General features: G+C 59.2%; 18 protein-coding genes. 13 read left to right on the forward strand and 5 right to left on the reverse strand.

Annotation, left to right across the window (positions count from 1 at the left end; translation table 11 throughout):
• The first annotated feature begins 6 nt into the window (after nt 1-6).
• Nucleotides 7-1,242 (forward strand): enterobactin transporter EntS, encoded by a 1,236-nt coding sequence (gene entS, locus C0557_RS06295; RefSeq protein ID WP_208657880.1) that lies wholly within the window; start codon nt 7-9, stop codon nt 1,240-1,242.
• Between the two features lie 263 nt (nt 1,243-1,505).
• Here entS and fepB read toward each other — a convergent pair whose 3' ends face one another.
• On the reverse strand, nt 1,506-2,429 hold the full coding sequence (gene fepB, locus C0557_RS06300; RefSeq protein ID WP_208662817.1) for a Fe2+-enterobactin ABC transporter substrate-binding protein: 924 nt from the start codon (nt 2,427-2,429) through the stop codon (nt 1,506-1,508).
• Nucleotides 2,430-2,652: 223 nt separating this feature from the next.
• Here fepB and entC point away from each other — a divergent pair, with 223 nt between their 5' ends.
• From entC to C0557_RS06335, 7 genes are all read left to right on the forward strand, one after another.
• A complete protein-coding gene (gene entC, locus C0557_RS06305) occupies nt 2,653-3,828 on the forward strand; it encodes an isochorismate synthase EntC (protein WP_208657881.1) in 1,176 nt (391 codons plus the stop codon).
• Nucleotides 3,829-3,837: 9 nt separating this feature from the next.
• Nucleotides 3,838-5,436 carry a (2,3-dihydroxybenzoyl)adenylate synthase gene (gene entE / locus C0557_RS06310; RefSeq protein WP_208657882.1) on the forward strand — a complete coding sequence of 533 codons (1,599 nt, stop codon included), beginning with the start codon at nt 3,838-3,840 and terminating at the stop codon, nt 5,434-5,436.
• A gap of 10 nt (nt 5,437-5,446) precedes the next feature.
• Entirely contained in the window at nt 5,447-6,304 is an 858-nt protein-coding gene (locus tag C0557_RS06315; protein WP_208657883.1) for an isochorismatase, read from the forward strand.
• Nucleotides 6,304-7,059: a 2,3-dihydro-2,3-dihydroxybenzoate dehydrogenase gene (gene entA / locus C0557_RS06320; protein ID WP_208657884.1), complete on the forward strand. Its 756-nt coding sequence runs from the start codon at nt 6,304-6,306 to the stop codon at nt 7,057-7,059. The genes C0557_RS06315 and entA overlap by 1 nt, the downstream gene beginning before the upstream one ends.
• The gene (gene entH / locus C0557_RS06325) at nt 7,060-7,473 is read left to right on the forward strand and encodes a proofreading thioesterase EntH (RefSeq protein WP_208657885.1); all 414 of its coding nucleotides are present in this window, start codon (nt 7,060-7,062) and stop codon (nt 7,471-7,473) included. It abuts the gene before it with no gap.
• A 167-nt stretch (nt 7,474-7,640) separates the two neighbouring features.
• On the forward strand, nt 7,641-9,746 hold the full coding sequence (gene cstA / locus C0557_RS06330) for a pyruvate/proton symporter CstA (protein WP_208657886.1): 2,106 nt from the start codon (nt 7,641-7,643) through the stop codon (nt 9,744-9,746).
• Nucleotides 9,747-9,794: 48 nt separating this feature from the next.
• Nucleotides 9,795-9,992: a YbdD/YjiX family protein gene (locus C0557_RS06335; RefSeq protein WP_090118712.1), complete on the forward strand. Its 198-nt coding sequence runs from the start codon at nt 9,795-9,797 to the stop codon at nt 9,990-9,992.
• 19 nt (nt 9,993-10,011) lie between these two features.
• Here C0557_RS06335 and C0557_RS06340 read toward each other — a convergent pair whose 3' ends face one another.
• On the reverse strand, nt 10,012-10,755 hold the full coding sequence (locus tag C0557_RS06340; protein ID WP_208657887.1) for an SDR family NAD(P)-dependent oxidoreductase: 744 nt from the start codon (nt 10,753-10,755) through the stop codon (nt 10,012-10,014).
• Between the two features lie 111 nt (nt 10,756-10,866).
• Between C0557_RS06340 and C0557_RS06345 the strand changes: the two genes are divergently transcribed.
• Nucleotides 10,867-11,454, forward strand: coding sequence for a TetR/AcrR family transcriptional regulator (locus C0557_RS06345; RefSeq protein ID WP_208657888.1), 588 nt, complete (start codon nt 10,867-10,869; stop codon nt 11,452-11,454).
• A 56-nt stretch (nt 11,455-11,510) separates the two neighbouring features.
• Here the strand turns inward: C0557_RS06345 and C0557_RS06350 are convergent, their stop codons facing one another.
• The 3 genes from C0557_RS06350 to C0557_RS06360 form a co-directional block, all read right to left on the reverse strand.
• Nucleotides 11,511-11,786, reverse strand: a complete 276-nt coding sequence (locus C0557_RS06350; protein WP_007373777.1) for a type II toxin-antitoxin system RelE/ParE family toxin — start codon at nt 11,784-11,786, stop codon at nt 11,511-11,513.
• A 3-nt stretch (nt 11,787-11,789) separates the two neighbouring features.
• A complete protein-coding gene (locus C0557_RS06355) occupies nt 11,790-12,068 on the reverse strand; it encodes a CopG family ribbon-helix-helix protein (RefSeq protein ID WP_208657889.1) in 279 nt (92 codons plus the stop codon).
• A 170-nt stretch (nt 12,069-12,238) separates the two neighbouring features.
• Nucleotides 12,239-13,327: an oxidoreductase gene (locus C0557_RS06360; RefSeq protein ID WP_208657890.1), complete on the reverse strand. Its 1,089-nt coding sequence runs from the start codon at nt 13,325-13,327 to the stop codon at nt 12,239-12,241.
• Nucleotides 13,328-13,489: 162 nt separating this feature from the next.
• Between C0557_RS06360 and C0557_RS06365 the strand changes: the two genes are divergently transcribed.
• The 4 genes from C0557_RS06365 (at nt 13,490) to C0557_RS06380 (ending at nt 18,459) form a co-directional block, all read left to right on the forward strand.
• Nucleotides 13,490-14,992 carry a sugar ABC transporter ATP-binding protein gene (locus tag C0557_RS06365; protein WP_208657891.1) on the forward strand — a complete coding sequence of 501 codons (1,503 nt, stop codon included), beginning with the start codon at nt 13,490-13,492 and terminating at the stop codon, nt 14,990-14,992.
• Nucleotides 14,989-15,984, forward strand: coding sequence for an ABC transporter permease (locus C0557_RS06370; protein ID WP_074776838.1), 996 nt, complete (start codon nt 14,989-14,991; stop codon nt 15,982-15,984). Before C0557_RS06365 ends, C0557_RS06370 begins: the two co-directional genes overlap by 4 nt.
• Nucleotides 15,985-16,003: 19 nt before the next feature.
• Nucleotides 16,004-17,068 carry a sugar ABC transporter substrate-binding protein gene (locus C0557_RS06375; RefSeq protein WP_007373783.1) on the forward strand — a complete coding sequence of 355 codons (1,065 nt, stop codon included), beginning with the start codon at nt 16,004-16,006 and terminating at the stop codon, nt 17,066-17,068.
• 146 nt (nt 17,069-17,214) lie between these two features.
• Nucleotides 17,215-18,459 carry an LVIVD repeat-containing protein gene (locus C0557_RS06380; RefSeq protein ID WP_208657892.1) on the forward strand — a complete coding sequence of 415 codons (1,245 nt, stop codon included), beginning with the start codon at nt 17,215-17,217 and terminating at the stop codon, nt 18,457-18,459.
• The last annotated feature ends 121 nt before the right edge of the window (nt 18,460-18,580 follow it).

An 18,580-nucleotide genomic window follows, 5' to 3' on the forward strand; every position in this document is an offset into this window, starting at 1 on the left:
GCTGTGATGAAACAACAATCCTGGCTGTTGAACCTTAGCCTGCTGCGCACGCATCCGGCTTTTCGCGCGGTGTTTCTGGCGCGTTTTATCTCGATTTTATCGCTGGGCCTGCTTGGCGTAGCGGTGCCGGTGCAGATTCAGGCAATGACCCACTCCAGTTGGCAGGTGGGGTTATCGGTCACGCTGACCGGTTCGGCCATGTTTATTGGCCTGATGTTTGGTGGCGTGCTGGCGGATCGCTATGAGCGTAAGAAACTGATTTTACTGGCGCGCTCCACCTGCGGCGTTGGGTTTATCGGCCTGTTTCTGAACGCACAACTGGCGGAGCCTTCGCTGGCGGCGATCTATCTGCTGGGTTTGTGGGACGGCTTTTTCGGCGCGCTCGGCGTGACGGCGCTGCTGGCGGCAACGCCTGCGCTGGTCGGGCGGGAAAACCTGATGCAGGCGGGGGCGATCACCATGCTGACGGTGCGTCTGGGGTCGGTGATTTCGCCAATGTGCGGCGGTCTGCTGCTGGCTTCGGGCGGCGTAGTGTGGAACTACGGTCTGGCGGCGGCGGGGACGTTTATTACCCTGTTGCCGTTACTCAGCCTGCCTGCATTGCCACCACCGCCGCAGCCGCGCGAGCACCCGCTGAAATCGCTGCTGACGGCGCTGCAATTTTTATTTCGTAACCCGTTGATTGGCGGCATTGCGCTGCTCGGCGGGCTGTTAACCATGGCCAGCGCCGTGCGCGTGCTTTACCCGGCGCTGGCGATGAGCTGGAACATGTCGGCGGCGGAAATCGGCCTGCTGTATGCCGCGCTGCCGCTTGGTGCGGCGATTGGGGCGTTGACCAGCGGCAAACTGGCGCACAGCGAACGACCTGGCGTGATTATGCTGATGACCAGCGTCGGCGCTTTTGTCGCGATAGGGCTGTTCAGCCTGATGCCGGTGTGGGCGCTCGGCGTGCTGTTGCTGGCGTTATGCGGCTGGCTGACCGCCGTGAGTTCGCTGTTGCAGTACACCCTGCTGCAAACCCAGACGCCGGAAGCGATGCTCGGGCGCATCAACGGTTTGTGGACCGCGCAGAACGTGACCGGCGATGCGATTGGCGCGGCGCTGCTGGGGGCGATGGGATCGATGATGACGCCCGCCTCATCGGCGAGCATCAGCGGGCTGGTACTGGCGGCGATCGGTTTAGTGCTGGTGGTGGCGCTCGGCGAGCTGCGCCGTTTTCGTCAGACGCAGCCTGCCGCGTAGAAAGCTGTTTGCCGGAGGGCGCTGTCGCTTATCCGGCCTACGTCTGCCGTACCGCTTTATGTAGGCCGGATAAGGCGCAGCCGCCATCCGGCAAAACCGCCGATTTCGGCGGAGGCACACCCCCAGCGCTTCAGCAGCTTTGCTTACAGGGAAAAGGGTGTCGCTGTGGGAAATGCCCGGTGGCGCTGACGCTTACCGGGCCTACGTCTGCTGTACCGCTTTGTGTAGGCCGGATAAGGCGCAGCCGCCATCCGGCAAACAGATTAACCAAACAGCGCCGACAAACGCTGCAACACGCGGGTAGCGCTGTAGTAATCCAGGCGGAAGGTTTCTGCGCCGAGGGCGTAAACGCGTTTGTTCTGTACCGCACGCAGATGCGCCAGCAGCGGGTTCGCACTCAGCGCGTCGGCATCTTGTTGATCGCTGGCGAACAGGAACAGCGCTTCACCGTTCAGCCCGGCGGCAAGGTTTTCGCCGCCCAGTTGCACGATGTCGTGGCGTTTACCCTGGCTCTGGCTGGTTTGCAGATTGGCCGGTAGCTGCGCAAGGGCGAAGCCCAGTTGCTGCAACAACTTGCCCTGCGCGGAGTCGCGGGTCCACAGGTTGGCGCTGTGCGCGGCGGGAGTATAAACCAGCGCTGTAACCGGCTGCGGCGGCAGTTTCATCCGCGCTTTGGCGTCGGCCAGTTGCTGGTTGAATTCGCTGATGCGCGCCGCGGCCTGTTTTTCCTGGCCGGTGATTTCACCCAGTTGAGTGAGCAGCGCCTGCCAGCTTTTATCGTCGTAATTGATGACCAGCGTCGGCGCGATGGTGGAAAGCTGGTCGTACAGGGCAAGGGCGGAATCGCCGCCGGTGGCGCTGATGAGGATCAGATCCGGCATCTGCGCGGCAACGGCTTCGGCATTCGCTTCACCAATGTAAAGACGCGCGACGTTGCGTTGTTTCGCCACGTCGCCCCACTGGCGCAGAAAGCCTTGCGCGTCGGCAAAACGGTTATTCGGCGTGGTTGCACCACTGGCAATCACCGGTGCGTCAATCGCCAGCAGCGATCCGGTAAGGGTGACGCTGGTTGACACAATGCGCAGCGGCTTGCTGTCGAGCTGATGCGTACCGCGGCTGTCGGTGACCTGGCGAGGCCAGTCGGCGGCGGTTGCTGAGGTTAGTCCTAAAACAAAAATGCCCAGCATCACTAAGGGCTTACGGAACAAAAAAGAAAATCTCACGGATTGCGTCCTGTTTTTGTTGAGGTTAATGCTTCTCATTTTCATCATTGCATGAGGGGGATGCAAGCATTAGCGACGCAGAAGAGGAATCTGCTGTTGACAGCGCGGGTAATAACTTTTTATCTTACAGAAACAAAACGCAAATGATAATTATTATTAATCTTACTTATAGTTGTTGGAGGATGATATGGATATGTCCCTGGCTGAGGATATCCAGCAGTCTGCAAAAACACTGGCCGCGGATCAGTTTTTGTTTATGTCGCCGTACCGCAGTTTTATAACCTCCGGGTGCGTTGCCCGTTTCTCTGAACCTGCCGTCAGCGGTGATTCTCCAGAGAGCGCCTTCCAGAGCAAACTGGCGCAGGCCTTTGCCGATGCGAAAGCGCAGGGCGTGGTCCGGCCGGTGATGGTCGGCGCAATCCCGTTCGATACCACCCAACCTTCGGCGCTGTTTATTCCGGCGTCATGGCAAACTTTCTCCCGCCCGGCGCGCCAGCGTTCTGCCCGCTATTTCAACGCCAGCAGCATGCCGAATGTTGTCGCGCAACGCGAAATCCCGGAGCAGGAAACCTTCATGCAGATGGTGGCACGCGCGGCGCAGAAGACCGCCACGCCGGAAGTGGACAAAGTGGTGCTCTCCCGCCTGATCGAGATTGCCACCGACAGCCACATCGACGGCGGCGTGTTGCTGGAGCGGCTGATTGCCCAGAACCCGGCCAGTTTCAATTTCCACGTTCCGTTGCCGGATGGTGGCGCGCTGCTGGGTGCCAGCCCGGAACTGCTGCTACGCAAAGAGGGCGACCATTTTAGTTCGCTGCCGCTGGCCGGTTCCGCCCGTCGCCAGCCGGATGACATGCTGGATCGCGAAGCGGGCAACAAGTTGCTGGCGTCGGAAAAAGACCGTCACGAGCACGAGCTGGTGACGCAGGCGATGAAAAAAGTGCTGCAACCGCGCAGCCGCTCTCTGACCTTGCCGGATTCGCCGCAACTGGTGACCACGCCGACGTTGTGGCATCTGGCGACGCCCATTGAAGGCACGGCGCTGGCGGGGGAAAACGCCCTGACGCTCGCCTGCCTGCTGCACCCGACGCCTGCGCTGAGCGGTTTCCCGCATCAGGTGGCGAAAAAGCTGATTGCCGAGCTGGAGCCGTTCAACCGTGAACTGTTCGGCGGCATTGTCGGCTGGTGCGATGACGAAGGAAATGGCGAGTGGGTGGTGACCATCCGCTGCGCCCGCATTCATGAAAACCACGTCCGGCTGTTTGCCGGTGCCGGTATTGTGCCCGCTTCCTCGCCGCTGGCGGAGTGGCGCGAAACCGGGGTGAAACTGACCACTATGCTGAACGCATTTGGTCTGCACTGAGGAACGACGATGAGCATTCCTTTTACCCGCTGGCCGGAAGAATTCGCCCGCCGTTACCGCGAAAAAGGGTACTGGCAGGATCTGCCGCTTACTGACATTTTGACCCGCCATGCGCACAGCGATGCCACGGCGGTGATCGACGGCGAGCGCCCGTTGAGCTACCGCCAGTTGCATCAGGCTTCCGATAACCTGGCGTACAGCTTACAGGCGCAGGGGATCGCGCGCGGCCAGACCGCGCTGGTGCAACTGGGCAATGTGGCGGAGTTCTACATCACGCTGTTTGCCCTGCTGAAACTCGGCGTGGCGCCGGTGAATGCGCTGTTCAGCCATCAGCGCAGCGAGCTGACCGCCTATGCCGCACAGATCAAACCGGCGCTGTTGATTGCCGATCGCGATCATGCGCTGTTTGCCGACGACGCGTTTATTCGCACGCTGGATTCTGTTCGCGTGGTGCTGCTGCGCGGCGAACAGGGCGAGCGCGCGCTGGAGGCGGCGATTGCCCGCCCGGCGGATAACTTCGTCGCCACGCCGACACCGGCCGATGAAGTGGCGTTTTTCCAGCTTTCCGGCGGCAGTACCGGCACGCCGAAGCTTATCCCTCGCACCCACAACGATTATTACTACAGCATTGCGCGCAGCAACGAGATTTGCGGCTTCACCGCGCAAACCCGCTACCTGTGCGCACTGCCCGCCGCGCACAACTACCCGATGAGTTCTCCCGGCGCGCTGGGCGTCTTCCTCGCGCAAGGTTGCGTGGTGCTGGCCGCCGATCCGAGCGCCACGCTCTGCTTCCCGCTGATCGAAAAACACCAGATTACCGTCACTGCGCTGGTGCCGCCTGCGGTGAGCCTGTGGTTGCAGGCGATCACCGAGTGGGGCAGCAATGCGCAACTGGCATCGCTCGAACTGTTACAGGTCGGCGGCGCGCGGCTGTCAGCAACGCTGGCGGCGCGTATTCCGGCGGAAATCGGCTGCCAGTTGCAGCAGGTGTTTGGCATGGCCGAAGGGCTGGTGAACTACACCCGGCTGGACGATCCCTTTGATCGCATCATTAATACGCAGGGCCGCCCGATGTGCCCGGATGATGAAGTGTGGGTGGCGGATGAACACGGCAATCGGCTGCCGCCAGGCCATGTCGGGCGGCTGATGACGCGCGGGCCGTACACCTTTCGCGGCTATTTCAACAGCCCGGAGCACAACGCCAGCGCCTTCGATGCGAACGGCTTTTACTGCTCCGGCGATCTGATTTCGCTTGATGAGCAGGGCTACATCACCGTGCAGGGGCGGGAAAAAGATCAGATCAACCGCGGCGGCGAGAAGATCGCTGCCGAGGAGATCGAAAACCTGCTGCTGCGCCACGAGTCGGTGATCCACGCCGCGCTGGTGAGCATGGAAGACAGCCTGCTGGGGGAAAAAAGCTGCGCGTACCTGGTGGTGAAAGAGCCGCTGCGTGCCGTTGCGGTGCGTCGTTTCCTGCGTGAGCAGGGCGTCGCGGAATTTAAGCTGCCGGATCGCGTGGAGTGCCTGGCGGCACTGCCGCTGACGCCGGTCGGCAAAGTTGATAAGAAAAAGTTACGTCAGTGGCTGGCCGAGCGCGCCACCGCGTAAAGGAGAGAAGATGGCGATTCCAAAATTACAGGGCTACGCACTGCCTGCTGCGGCTGATATCCCGCAGAACAAAGTCAGCTGGCCGTTTGAGCCGGAGCGTGCGGCGCTGCTGATTCATGATATGCAGGACTATTTTGTCAGTTTCTGGGGCGATAACTGCCCGATGATGCAGCAGGTAGTGGCGAACATCGCTGCGCTGCGCGCGTTCTGCAAACAGCACCACATCCCGGTTTACTACACCGCACAGCCGAAAGCGCAGAGCGATGAGGACCGCGCGTTACTGAATGATATGTGGGGGCCGGGGCTGACCCGTTCGCCGGAGCAGCAGAAAATCGTCGCCGAACTGGCCCCCGATGAAGCCGATACGGTGCTGGTGAAGTGGCGCTACAGTGCGTTTCATCGCTCGCCGCTGGAGCAGATGCTGAAAGAGACCGGGCGCAACCAGTTGCTGATCACCGGGGTCTATTCGCACATTGGTTGCATGACCACCGCCACGGATGCGTTTATGCGCGATATCAAGCCGTTTATGGTGGCCGATGCGCTGGCGGATTTCAGCCGCGAAGAACATTTGATGTCGCTGAAATATGTCGCCGGTCGTTCCGGCCGCGTGGTGCTCACCCAGGAACTGCTGCCGGTGCCGGTGCCGGGCAGCAAAGCGGCGCTGCGCGCGGTGGTATTGCCGCTGCTGGATGAATCCGACGAGCCGCTGGATGACGAGAACCTGATCGACTACGGCCTGGATTCCGTGCGCATGATGGGGCTGGCTGCCCGCTGGCGCAAAGTCCACGGCGATATCGATTTTGTCATGCTGGCGAAAAATCCGACCATCGATGCGTGGTGGGCGCTGCTCTCGCGCGAGGTGAAATAATGGCCAGCCTGGATTTTACCGGCAAAACCGTGTGGGTGACCGGCGCAGGCAAGGGCATCGGTTATGCCACCGCGCTGGCCTTTGTTGCGGCGGGCGCGCAGGTTACCGGCTTCGATCTGGCCTTTCCCGGCCGCGATTATCCCTTCTCCTGTGAAACGGTGGATATTGCCGATGCCGCGCAGGCGCAAGCCGTCTGCAAACGCCTGCTGGCGCAGCACGAACGGCTGGATGTGCTGGTTAATGCTGCCGGGGTTTTGCATATGGGATCGACCGATGCGCTGAGCGCAGAAGCCTGGCAGCATACGTTTGCCGTGAATGTCGGCGGCGCGTTCAACCTGTTCCAGCAGACGATGGCGCAGTTTCGCCGTCAGCAGGGCGGGGCGATCGTCACGGTGGCGTCCGATGCGGCGCATACGCCACGCATCGGCATGAGCGCGTATGGCGCGTCGAAAGCGGCGCTGAAAAGCCTGACGCTGACCGTCGGCCTTGAGCTGGCGGCAAGCCGCGTGCGCTGTAATGTCGTTTCGCCGGGTTCGACGGACACCGATATGCAACGCACGCTGTGGGTGAGCGATGATGCTGAACAGCAGCGCATTCGCGGCTTTGGCGAGCAGTTCAAGCTCGGCATTCCGCTGGGCAAAATCGCCCGGCCGCAGGAAGTGGCGAACACCGTGCTGTTTCTGGCGTCCGATCTGGCCAGCCATATCACGCTACAGGATATCGTGGTGGATGGCGGCTCAACGCTGGGGGCGTAGATGATCTGGAAACGTCACTTAACGCTTGAAGAACTGAATGCCAGCAGTGAAAACACGCTGGTGGCGCATCTGGCCATTCTCTATACCCGCATCGGCGACGATTTTATCGAGGCCGAAATGCCGGTCGATGCCCGCACCCATCAGCCATTTGGCCTGTTGCACGGCGGCGCGTCGGCGGCGCTGGCGGAAACGCTCGGTTCAATGGCGGGCTATATGATGACGCGTGACGGCCAGTGCGTGGTCGGCACCGAGTTAAACGCCACGCATCACCGCCCGGTTGCCGAGGGGAAAGTGCGCGGCGCCTGCCAGCCGTTGCATCTTGGGCGGCAAAACCAGAGCTGGGAAATCGTGGTGTTCGACGAACAGGGACGCCGCTGCTGTACCTGCCGCCTGAGCACCGCCGTGCTCGGCTAATTTCTCCCTCTCCCTGCGCGGAGAGGGCATTCTTGCGATCCCGTTAACACAATCATGTAAATACCTGGTTGCAGGGCAAATTTTCCATGTTTCAAAGTTGTTAAAAGCCGTGGGTTGATATAGATACAAAATGTAACATCTCTCTGTTTCTCACACGGACAACCGCTATGAACAACCCAGGGAAATACCTTATCTGGGCAATCCTCTCCCTCGTCGGAGCTTTTGCCCTCGGCTATATCGCGCTCAATCGCGGCGAACCGATCAACGCGCTGTGGATCGTGGTTGCTGCCGTCTGCATTTATCTTATTGCTTACCGGTTTTATGGCCTCTATATCGCCAAAAATGTGCTGCAGGTTGATCCGACGCGCATGACTCCGGCGGTACGGCACAACGATGGCCTCGACTATGTGCCGACGGATAAAAAAGTGCTGTTCGGTCACCATTTTGCGGCAATTGCCGGGGCAGGCCCGCTGGTGGGACCGGTGCTGGCGGCGCAGATGGGTTATCTGCCTGGCATGATCTGGATCCTCGCAGGCGTGGTGCTGGCCGGGGCGGTGCAGGACTTTATGGTGCTGTTTATCTCGACCCGCCGCGACGGCCGTTCGCTCGGTGAGATGGTGAAAGAAGAGATGGGATCGACTGTTGGCGTGATTGCGCTGGTGGCGACCTTTATGATCATGGTGATCATCCTCGCGGTACTGGCGATGATTGTCGTCAAAGCGCTGACCCACAGCCCGTGGGGCACCTGGACCGTGGCATTCACGATTCCGCTCGCCATTTTTATGGGCATTTATATTCGCTATCTGCGCCCCGGGCGCATCGGCGAAGTCTCGGTGATCGGCCTCGTGCTGCTGGTGTTTGCCATTATCTCCGGCGGCTGGGTTGCCGCCAGCCCGACCTGGGCGCCGTTCTTCGATTTCACCGGCGTGCAACTGACGTGGATGCTGGTGGGCTATGGTTTTGTCGCCTCGGTACTGCCGGTGTGGCTGCTGCTGGCGCCGCGTGATTATCTCTCCACTTTCCTGAAAATCGGCACCATTATTGGCCTGGCGATTGGCATTTTGATTATGCGCCCGACGCTGACCATGCCGGCGCTGACCAAATTTGTTGACGGTACTGGCCCGGTGTGGACCGGCAACCTGTTCCCGTTCCTGTTTATTACCATTGCCTGCGGCGCGGTCTCCGGCTTCCATGCGCTGATCTCTTCCGGTACCACGCCGAAGATGCTCGCCAGCGAAGGCCAGGCCTGCTTTATCGGTTACGGCGGTATGTTGATGGAGTCGTTTGTGGCGATCATGGCGCTGGTCTCGGCGTGCATTATCGATCCGGGCGTTTACTTCGCGATGAACAGCCCGATGGCGGTGCTGGCGCCCGCAGGCACGGCGGATGTTGTCGCTTCAGCGGCGCAGGTGGTCAGTAGCTGGGGCTTTACCATTACGCCGGATGCGCTGACGCAGATTGCCAGCGAAGTGGGCGAACAGTCGATCATCTCAAGAGCGGGCGGTGCGCCGACGTTGGCGGTGGGGATGGCGTACATCCTGCACGGCGCGCTCGGCGGCATGATGGACGTTGCGTTCTGGTATCACTTCGCCATTCTGTTTGAAGCGCTGTTTATTCTGACGGCGGTCGATGCCGGTACGCGCGCGGCGCGCTTTATGTTGCAGGATCTGTTGGGTGTTATCTCGCCAAACCTGAAACGGACCGAATCGCTGCCTGCTAACCTGCTGGCGACGGCGCTGTGCGTTCTGGCGTGGGGGTACTTCCTGCATCAGGGCGTGGTTGATCCGCTTGGCGGCATCAACACCTTGTGGCCGCTGTTTGGTATCGCCAACCAGATGCTGGCAGGCATGGCGCTGATGCTCTGCGCGGTGGTGCTGTTTAAAATGAAACGCCAGCGTTATGCGTGGGTGGCATTAGTGCCGACCGCCTGGCTGCTGGTGTGTACGCTGACCGCTGGCTGGCAAAAAGCCTTCAGCCCGGATGGCAAAGTCGGCTTCCTCGCCATCGCCAACAAGTTCCAGGCGATGATCGACAGCGGCAACATTCCGGCGCAGTATACCCAGTCACAACTGGCGCAACTGGTGTTTAACAACCGCCTCGATGCCGGGCTGACCATCTTCTTTATGGTGGTGGTGGTGGTGCTGGCGTTTTACTCGCTGAAAACCGCGCTGGCGGCGCTGAAGGTGAATGAACCGACAGCGAAAGAGACGCCGTACGAGCCGATGCCGGAGAATCTTGAGCAGATTGTCGGCCAGGCCAAAAGCGCCCATTAATGATTTCCCCCTCTCCCTTGCGGGAGAGGGTTTTCTCAGGGGGAAAAGATGTTTGATACGCTCTCAAAAGCCGGAAAATATCTGGGCCAGGCGGCAAAGATGATGATTGGCGTGCCGGACTATGACAACTACGTTGAACATATGCGCGTTACGCACCCGGATCAGACGCCGATGACCTACGAGGCGTTTTTCCGCGAACGCCAGGATGCGCGCTACGGCGGTAAAGGCGGCGCGCGCTGCTGCTGACGCGCCGCCTCTGCTGGCGTTATGCGTTCGTGCCTCCATCCACCACGATATCGGTTCCGGTGATCTGCTTCGCCGCCGGGCTGGCCAGGAAGGCGACCGCTTCGGCGATATCCTGCGCTTCACCGTAGTGGCCCAGCGCGATAAAGCGACGTTGCTCATCGGAGGTTTCACCGTCCACCGGGTTCATATCACTTTCCGTCGAGCCGGGTTTCACCATATTGACGGTAATACCGCGCGGCCCCAAATCCCGCGCCAGCCCGCGCGTTAACGAGTTCAGCGCCGATTTGGTCATTGAGTAAACCGCAATCTCGCGCAGTTGTACGCGGTCGGAAAGATTGCTGCCGATATTGATAATGCGCCCGCCTTTTGGCAGATGGGCGATGGCTGCCTGTGTCGTATAGACCACACCGCGAATATTCACGTTGATCAACGCATCGATATCTTCCTGCGACATCGTTTCCAGCAAACCGCCGCGCGCAATTCCGGCGTTATTGACCAGAATATCCAGCCCGCCCAGTTGTTCTACCGTCTGCGCAACCGCCGCGCGTGCCGCCTCCGGCCTGGCGCTGTCGGCCTGAATAGCAACGCCGTTACGCCCAAGGGCGCGGATTTCTGCGACAACCGCTTCGGCTTTCTCCGCTGATTTCTCCCAGGTGATGGCGACATCCGCCCCGGCGCGCGCCAGCGTTAAGGCAATGGCTTTCCCCAGACCGCGGCTCGCACCGGTGACCAGTGCGCGTTTTCCTGCAAGTGAGTGTGACATGAGTGGCTCCTGAATTATGTGTCGATTGATACATAATTAAAATAATCACGCTTCCATGTATTCGTCAATACTATTAATATACCGATCAGCACAAAATGTGAGGATGCCGAAGTGAGCCGTGGAAGACCCCGGGAATTTGATCGCACGGATGCGCTGAACAAAGCGATGAAACTCTTCTGGCAGAAGGGTTATACCGCGACGTCGATGAACGATCTCTATGCGACGATGGGGATTAAATCCCCCAGTCTGTACGCCGCGTTCGGCAGCAAAGAGGATCTCTACGACGAGGTGTTGCAGCACTATGAAGCGTGCGTTGCGCCGCATATCTGGGGCGGCATGGAGAGCGAGCCGTCGCCGAAAAAGGCGGTTGCGCAGTGGCTGGAGCGTTCAGCGGAAACCTTAACCCGCAGTGATTTACCGCACGGCTGTATGGTGGCGCTTTCGGCGGTGGCCAGCGAAGGTAACGAACGGCTCGGCGCGCGGGTTCAGCAACTGCGTAACAGCGGCTATGAACTGCTGAAAGCACGCCTGAGTGAAGCGCAGCAGCGCGGCGAATTACCGCCATCAACCGATATCGACGCGCTAACGCGTTTGTATGTCAGCATTCAGCAGGGGATGTCGATTCAGGCGCGGGACGGCGCAAGCCGCGAAACGCTGCTCGGCATCGCGCGAATGGCGATGGGGCTGTGGCCTGCATGAGTGGCATGAATAAACCCGTAGGCCGGATAAGCGCCAGCGCCATCCGGCAATGAGCGCTAGCGGTCTTCTTTTGTATGCCAGATTCGCAGGATGATGATATGGCTGTCCGTCAGTTCGTAAATCATTTCATAACTGCCAACAAACAAAGAACGGACTTCGCGCGGATACCAGCTTTCATCCGGCGGGCCTATCTGCGGGTGTAGCAAGAGCATTTCAGGGGCGTCAGCCAACATGATGACAACTTTGCGGGCCGCTTCAGGGTTTTGGATAAACAGGAATTTTGACAGTCTCTCTACATCCTGAAGCGCGAGTCGAGTCCATTCTAACTGCATTCATCATCCCCGCTTTTTAACGCCTGGCAGTGGCAGTGGATTTGCCGTCCCCAGACTTTTAAGCCAGGTCGCCGCTTCTGCATGACTGACGGTTTCACCGCGTTCAACGGCATCCAGGCCTTGCTGAATCATGGCCTGGCGTAATTCTGCACGCTCAATATATTCCGCGAGCGCACGCTTGATAATCCAGCCCCGCGAGCGTTCGCTGCTTTCGGCAAGTGAATCGACTTTATCGGCGAGTTCAATGGGTACATGCGCTGTCAGTACTTTCGTCCCAGGCATTTGGGCACCTCAATCAGTGTGATTTTTTAAAAATCGTAGCGATTAGGTGGAAGAGATTCAACCTGTTTTTTGACTGTCTGTCGGGGGAAGCACGATGAAAGATGCTTGCCGATTTACGTAGCAGGATTCTCCGCCAGGATAAACAGAATAAGCACCATCCGGCGTTATGATTAGCGCGACAGCGCTTCGACTTTTTCAAACGCCGCTCGCAGCGTGTCGGCGGAGAGGTTTACCGGCAGGTAGTGGATGGATTCCACCGGACGCAGCGTGTGAGCAATCACTTTCTCCAGCTCGGCGTGATTGTTGATATCCACCTCCAGCGCCGCCAGCGTGGTGGGCAGGTTGAAGCGCTGATACGCATCGATCAGTTGCGCCAGCACATCGTCCTGGCCGAGCAGGGCGCTCTGCACCAGAATGCCGTAAGCGACTTTGGTGCCGTGCAGGAATTTATCCGTTTGCGGCAGTACCGTCAGGCCGTTATGCACGGCATGCGCGGCCGCCACGCGGGTATAGCGCTCGCCCAGCCCGCCAACCATACCGCCGCCAGCAATAATGGCGTCCACCACATCACGAAACGCCTGCGTCACTTCGCCGCGCTGCTGATCGGTCAACGCCTGTTCGCTGCTTTCCAGTAGCACATCGCGGATAGCCAGTGCGCCATTAATCCCCAGCCGCACAGTCAGCGGCAGGTTTTCTGGCTGCGGTGCCAGCACCACGGCTTCATACCACTTCGCCAGCGTATCGCCGATGCCCGCCAGCAGGTACTCCGCCGGTGCATTGAGGATGATTTGCGGCTCGACCAGTACAAGGAAGTTGGCATCATCGAAAATCTCAAAATGCAGCGCCTGGCCGGCATCGTTGTACCACACCGACAGCGGCGTCCAGGCTGCGCAGGTCGCAGCAATGGTCGGGATCGCCACGATCGGTAAGCCGAGACGGCGCGCTACCGCTTTGGCGGTATCCAACAGTGCTCCGCCGCCAACGCCAATCACCACCGCCCGGTCATCGCCGGATTGCTGCACCAGTTCGGCCACGTCGCGTTCGCTGCAATGGCCCCGAAACAGAATGTGCTTTGCGTCCGGCGCGTTAAACCCTTGCGGCAGAAAGGCTTTGGCCCCGGCAAAAGCGCGTTCGCCGTAGATCCACACCGCGCGTGAGAGCTGCTCTGCGCTGTAGAAGTCGTGCAAACGCGCAAGGCTTCCGGCATGGGAATAATAATTGGCAGGGCCGGGTACGACGCGAATATCAGTGTTGCTCATGTGTAGTGTCCTTGTGCGTGTTTGCTAACCCGATGTTATGTCTGGACATCCGGATGGCTAATAATATTTTGCTTTATCTTATGCATTTTCCGTCGTTGCCAGTCAAGCGAGGCTGTGAAAAATTCGTTAAATCAATCTATTAATTGCAGGGATTCATGCACCATGAGCCGTAACCACCTCGAAATGCGCACCATTAGCCTGGCCTTTGGCGGCTTCAGGGCGCTGTCGCACGTGGACTTCAGCCTGCACGGCGGCTCGGTGCATGCCTTAACCGGGGCAAACGGCGCGGGGAAATCGACGCTGATGGCGGTGCTGTGCGGCACGCACGATCACTACGAAGGTGAAATCAGCATCAACAATCAGGTGGTGTCCATTCGCACCCCGCGCGACGCCAAACAACTCGGTATTCATCTGGTGCAGCAGGAAGTGGATGTTGCACTGATCCCCGGCTTAAGCATTGCCGAAAACATCATGCTCGATACGCTGGCGGAAACCGGGCACCGCTTCCGCTGGAACGAGATCCGCCAGCAGGCGCGTGTTGCGCTGGCGCAGCTTGATGTTCAGCTTGATGTAAAACGCTCCATTGATAGCTGCACGCTGGCGGAGAAGCAGCAAATTCTGCTGGCGCGGGCGCTGTCGCACCACTGCCGTTTTTTGATTCTTGATGAACCCACCGCACCGCTCGATCAGCATGAAAGTGAGCGCTTGTTCACCGTGGTGAAACGCCTGCAACAGCAGGGTATTGGCGTAGTGTTTATCTCGCACCGCATTCACGAGCTGAAAGCGATTTGCGACACCTTAACGGTGCTGCGCGACGGCAAGCTGATTGAATCCGGGCCGATGGCGGAGCTGAGCGGCGAAGAGATTGTCGAGAAGATGCTTGGCCACGAATTAAGCGATATCTATCCGCCTGCGCGCCCGCCGCACAGCGATGAGGTGCTGCTGAGTATTGACGGTCTGCACGACGAAGGGCTGCTGAAAGATATCTCACTGCGTCTGCGCAAAGGCGAAATTCTGGGCATCGCCGGGCTGGCGGGCGCGGGGAAAACCGAATTGTGCAAGGCGCTGTTTGGCGCAAGTAAAAGCCGCATCAAGCGTGGCGAGCTGAATAATCAGCCGTGGCGGCCGCGCGATCCGGCCGATTCCGTGATACGCGGTCTGGCGCTGGTGCCGGAAGAGCGGCGCAAAGAGGGTATCTTTGTTGACGAGCCGATCAGCATGAACCTCGCTATCAGCGCGGATAACAGCTTTTCACGCTGGGGACTGTTTGGTCATCGCCTGGCCTGGCGCTGGGCGGAAGAGGTGATTGCCCGCGTCGGCATTCGCACTACCGGCCCGGCGCAGACGCTGCGCCGCCTTTCTGGCGGTAATCAGCAAAAAGTGGCTATTGGGAAATGGTTGCGCGGCAACGCTAACGTGGTGATTTTCGACGAGCCGACCAAAGGCGTGGACGTGAAAGCGAAGACCGACCTGTTCCAGTTGATTGACGGGCTGGCGCGGGAAGGGAAAGGCGTGATCTATGCGTCGGGTGAATTCGCCGAGCTGGTTGGGCTGTGCGATCGGATTTGTGTGCTGTGGGACCGGCGCATCGTAGCTGAAGTGGCGGGTAAGGAGGCCCGTGAAGAGACATTACTTTATTATTCCACCGGAGGAGCGGCGCTGTGAGTAAGGCCCTGTCAGTCAATGCGGCGGTAACGCCCCGCCAGCAATTTTTTGATTTTCTGTATAAATGGGGCATGTTGCTCACCGTGGTCTTGTTGATCGCGGTTTTTGGCCTCGCGTCGGACAACTTCCTCGACCCATTCAACATTATCAATATCTTACGCTCAATCGCCATTGTGACGGTGATTGGCGTGGGCGTCTCGATTTCGCTGACTATCGGCGGCTTTGATCTCTCCGTAGGTTCAACGGCTTCGCTGGCGAATGCGCTGGTGATTTCGCTGTTTGTCTGGCACGGCTTCGGCACGACGGAGGCCATCGTTATTACCCTGGCGCTCTGTACGCTGGTCGGCCTGTTCAATGCTTTTTTGATTGTGGTGCTGCGGATTCCCGACATGCTGGCGACGCTCGGCAGCCTGTTTGTTATTCAGGGCGTAGCGATGACGTACAGCTACGGCGGCTCGATCACGGAAAATATGGTGCTGCCGAGCGGCGATATGGCGGAAGGGACGATTCCGGCCGCTTTTAGTCTGCTTGGCCAGGTGCCGACGATCGTGATCATTATGCTGGTGGTGACGGTAGTGGCGCAGCTTGGCCTGTCGCTGACCACGCACGGCCGCCGGATGTACGCCATTGGCGGCAACCCGGAAGCAGCGCGCCTCTCGGGTATTCGCACCACGCGCTATAAAGTTACGGCGTACGTTATTGCTTCGCTGCTGGCGGGCCTTGGCGGCATTCTGCTCGCCTCGCGCATTGGCTCTTCGCAGGTGAACGCGGGCGGAAGTTATTTGATGGATGCCGTGGCAGCGGCGTGGATCGGCTTTTCGCTCGCCGGTTCCGGAAAACCAAATGCGCTCGGCACGCTGGTGGGCGCGGTGATCCTTGGCGTGCTGCAAAACGGGCTGGTGATGCTGTCGGTGCCCTACTATGCGATGGACATTATTAAGGGGCTGGTGCTGGCCGGTGCTCTTGCGTTGACTTACTTCCAGCGTCGTTAATTTTCAGGGGAAAACAGACATGAAAAAAATTGCACTCTCACTGTTAGCGCTGGGGTTACTGAGCGCGCTTCCGGGCCATGCGGCCACGCCAGCGCCGGTACCGGATGCCATCGCCAATCACAACGGCCCGGTGCGCATTGCGCTGATCCGTAACCTTGGCTCGGACGATAACACCACGCAGTTCGTCTCCGGCGCCTTACAGGAAGGTAAAAAACTCGGCTTTAAAATCAGTACCTTTTTGAGTAATGGCGACGATGCCAAATTCCAGGACTTTGTAAACCAGGCGATCAGCCAGAAGTATGACGGCATTATCCTGTCGCAGGGCCGCGATCCCTATTCCACCGATCTGATTAAAAAAGCGGTGGCCGCCGGGATCAAAGTATCGGTGTTCGATACCGCTGTTAACGGGGAGATTCCGGGCGTGACCGTCACCCAGCAGGATGATGCCTCGCTGACCAAACTCTCCTTCGGTGCGCTGGTAAACGATTTCAACGGTAAAGCCAACATTATCAAACTGTGGGTCGCCGGTTTCCCGCCGATGGAGCGTCGTCAGGCGACTTACGCTGAGCTGCTGAAAGCCAATCCGGGGATTAAAGAGCTGGAGTCTATCGGCGCGGTCTCTTCCGATGTGCAGGGCGATACGGCTAACAAGGTCGGCGCGGTGCTGGCGAAATACCCGAAAGGTAAGATTGATGCTATCTGGGGTACCTGGGATGCTTTCAGCCAGGGCGCGTATAAGGCGCTGAAAGAGAATGGCCGCACGGAGATCAAACTCTACAGCATCGACATTTCCAACCAGGATCTGCAATTGATGCGTGAAGCCAACAGCCCGTGGAAAGTGAGCGTGGCGGTGGATCCGAAGCTGATTGGCGCGACGAACGTCCGTCTGATTGCCAATAAGATTGCCGGTGAGCAGACGCCTGCAACCTACGACTTTAAAGCGGCGGCAATCCCGCAGGCACTGCTGGCAAGCCAGCCGGGGGCGGTGAACGTCGCGTCGCTTGGCAAAATCATTCCGGGCTGGGGCCAGACGGAAGATTTTATTGCGCCGTGGTTCGCGACGCTGGAAGCGAAAAACAAATAACTTCGCCGGATATGTTTGCTGGCGATTGCCGGATGGCGCTAACGCTTATCCGGCCTACGAACGTGCACATTGCGTCGGGCTCGTAGGCCGGATAAGGCGCAGCCGCCATCCGGCATTTTGACATCCGGCATCGGAAAGGATTAATCATGGCAACTGAACTTCCGCGTCCCGAATACAGCCGCAACATGCGGTTGATTGGGCACAGCGATCAGGGGGGACGCCCGGATGGCGTCCAGTTGATGGTGCATCGCGGCTTTGCGTATATCGGCCATATGGTGTCGCAGGGGTTTTCGATTGTTGATGTCCGCGACCCGAAAAACCCGAAACCCGCAGGCTACGTACCCGCGCCGCCGGGCACCTGGAATGTGCACTTACAGGCGCATGACGATCTGCTGCTGGTGATTAACGCCCGCGATCTGTTCGCCGATGCGCGCTTTGCCGATGAAAAGGTTTACTACACCCGCTCGGTAGGCGACACGGTCAGCGACGTGCAGGATAAAGGCTGGAGCGCCGGGCTGCGCATTTTTGATATCTCCACGCCGGATAAACCGCGCGAAATCAGCTTCCTGTCGCTCAATGGCATTGGCATCCACCGCATCTGGTACGTCGGCGGGCGCTGGGCTTATGTATCGGCGCTGATCGACGGTTTTACCGACTACATTTTTCTGACCATCGATCTGGCCGATCCGCGCAAGCCGCAGGTCGCCGGGCGCTGGTGGCTGCCGGGTATGAACCAGCAGGCCGGAGAAACCCCCACGTGGCCGGAAGGCAAACGCTATGCGCTGCACCACGCGATTATCAGAGGTGACACCGCCTACGGAAGCTGGCGCGACGGCGGCTTAACGCTGCTGGATGTGAAAGATCGCACTCAGCCGAAGCTGATCAGCCATCGGAACTGGAGCCCGCCGTTTGGCGGCGGTACGCATACCGCGCTGCCGCTACCGGATCGCGATCTGCTGGTGGTGCTGGATGAAGCGGTGCTCGACAATCAGGAAGATGGCGAGAAGCTGATCTGGCTGTTTGATATTCGCGAGCCGTCGAACCCGGTCAGCATCTCAACCTTCCCGCAGCCGGACGAGACGGATTATGTGGCGAAAGGGGCGCACTTCGGCCCGCACAACCTGCACGAAAACCGTCCCGGTAGTTTTATCAGTTCGACGCTGATTTTCGCCACCTACCAGAACGCCGGTGTCCGCGCTTACGATATTTCCAACCCGTATCGCCCGGTGGAAACGGGTGCGCTGGTGCCCGCTGCGCCCGCGAAGATGATGGATACCCGGCCAGGACGCCCGCGCGTGATCCAGTCGTGCGATGTGTTTGTTGATGCGCAGGGGATTATCTACAGCACCGATTACAACGGTGGGCTATCGGTGATTGAGTATCTGGGGTGATGAGTAGGCCGGGTAAGGCGTAGCCGCCACCCGGCAAAACCGCTAATTCGGCGTATGAGGAAGGATTCCGTTCACCAGATGTCTGGCAGGCAGATAATCTCTGTGGCACGTGAACGGGAAA

It is taken from the genome of Kosakonia sp. MUSA4, from assembly GCF_013085925.1.
Lineage (GTDB): Bacteria > Pseudomonadota > Gammaproteobacteria > Enterobacterales > Enterobacteriaceae > Kosakonia > Kosakonia sacchari_B.

What these genes read in the sequence shown, in the direction of transcription:
- C0557_RS06350 (WP_007373777.1), bottom strand. Translation starts at nt 11,786, where the DNA reads ATGCAGTTAGAATGGACTCGACTCGCGCTTCAGGATGTAGAGAGACTG.
- fepB (WP_208662817.1), bottom strand. Translation starts at nt 2,429, where the DNA reads ATGCTGGGCATTTTTGTTTTAGGACTAACCTCAGCAACCGCCGCCGAC.
- entC (WP_208657881.1), top strand. Translation starts at nt 2,653, where the DNA reads ATGGATATGTCCCTGGCTGAGGATATCCAGCAGTCTGCAAAAACACTG.
- C0557_RS06380 (WP_208657892.1), top strand. Translation starts at nt 17,215, where the DNA reads ATGGCAACTGAACTTCCGCGTCCCGAATACAGCCGCAACATGCGGTTG.
- entE (WP_208657882.1), top strand. Translation starts at nt 3,838, where the DNA reads ATGAGCATTCCTTTTACCCGCTGGCCGGAAGAATTCGCCCGCCGTTAC.
- entS (WP_208657880.1), top strand. Translation starts at nt 7, where the DNA reads ATGAAACAACAATCCTGGCTGTTGAACCTTAGCCTGCTGCGCACGCAT.
- entH (WP_208657885.1), top strand. Translation starts at nt 7,060, where the DNA reads ATGATCTGGAAACGTCACTTAACGCTTGAAGAACTGAATGCCAGCAGT.
- C0557_RS06340 (WP_208657887.1), bottom strand. Translation starts at nt 10,755, where the DNA reads ATGTCACACTCACTTGCAGGAAAACGCGCACTGGTCACCGGTGCGAGC.
- entA (WP_208657884.1), top strand. Translation starts at nt 6,304, where the DNA reads ATGGCCAGCCTGGATTTTACCGGCAAAACCGTGTGGGTGACCGGCGCA.
- cstA (WP_208657886.1), top strand. Translation starts at nt 7,641, where the DNA reads ATGAACAACCCAGGGAAATACCTTATCTGGGCAATCCTCTCCCTCGTC.
- C0557_RS06375 (WP_007373783.1), top strand. Translation starts at nt 16,004, where the DNA reads ATGAAAAAAATTGCACTCTCACTGTTAGCGCTGGGGTTACTGAGCGCG.
- C0557_RS06360 (WP_208657890.1), bottom strand. Translation starts at nt 13,327, where the DNA reads ATGAGCAACACTGATATTCGCGTCGTACCCGGCCCTGCCAATTATTAT.
- C0557_RS06315 (WP_208657883.1), top strand. Translation starts at nt 5,447, where the DNA reads ATGGCGATTCCAAAATTACAGGGCTACGCACTGCCTGCTGCGGCTGAT.
- C0557_RS06355 (WP_208657889.1), bottom strand. Translation starts at nt 12,068, where the DNA reads ATGCCTGGGACGAAAGTACTGACAGCGCATGTACCCATTGAACTCGCC.
- C0557_RS06335 (WP_090118712.1), top strand. Translation starts at nt 9,795, where the DNA reads ATGTTTGATACGCTCTCAAAAGCCGGAAAATATCTGGGCCAGGCGGCA.
- C0557_RS06365 (WP_208657891.1), top strand. Translation starts at nt 13,490, where the DNA reads ATGAGCCGTAACCACCTCGAAATGCGCACCATTAGCCTGGCCTTTGGC.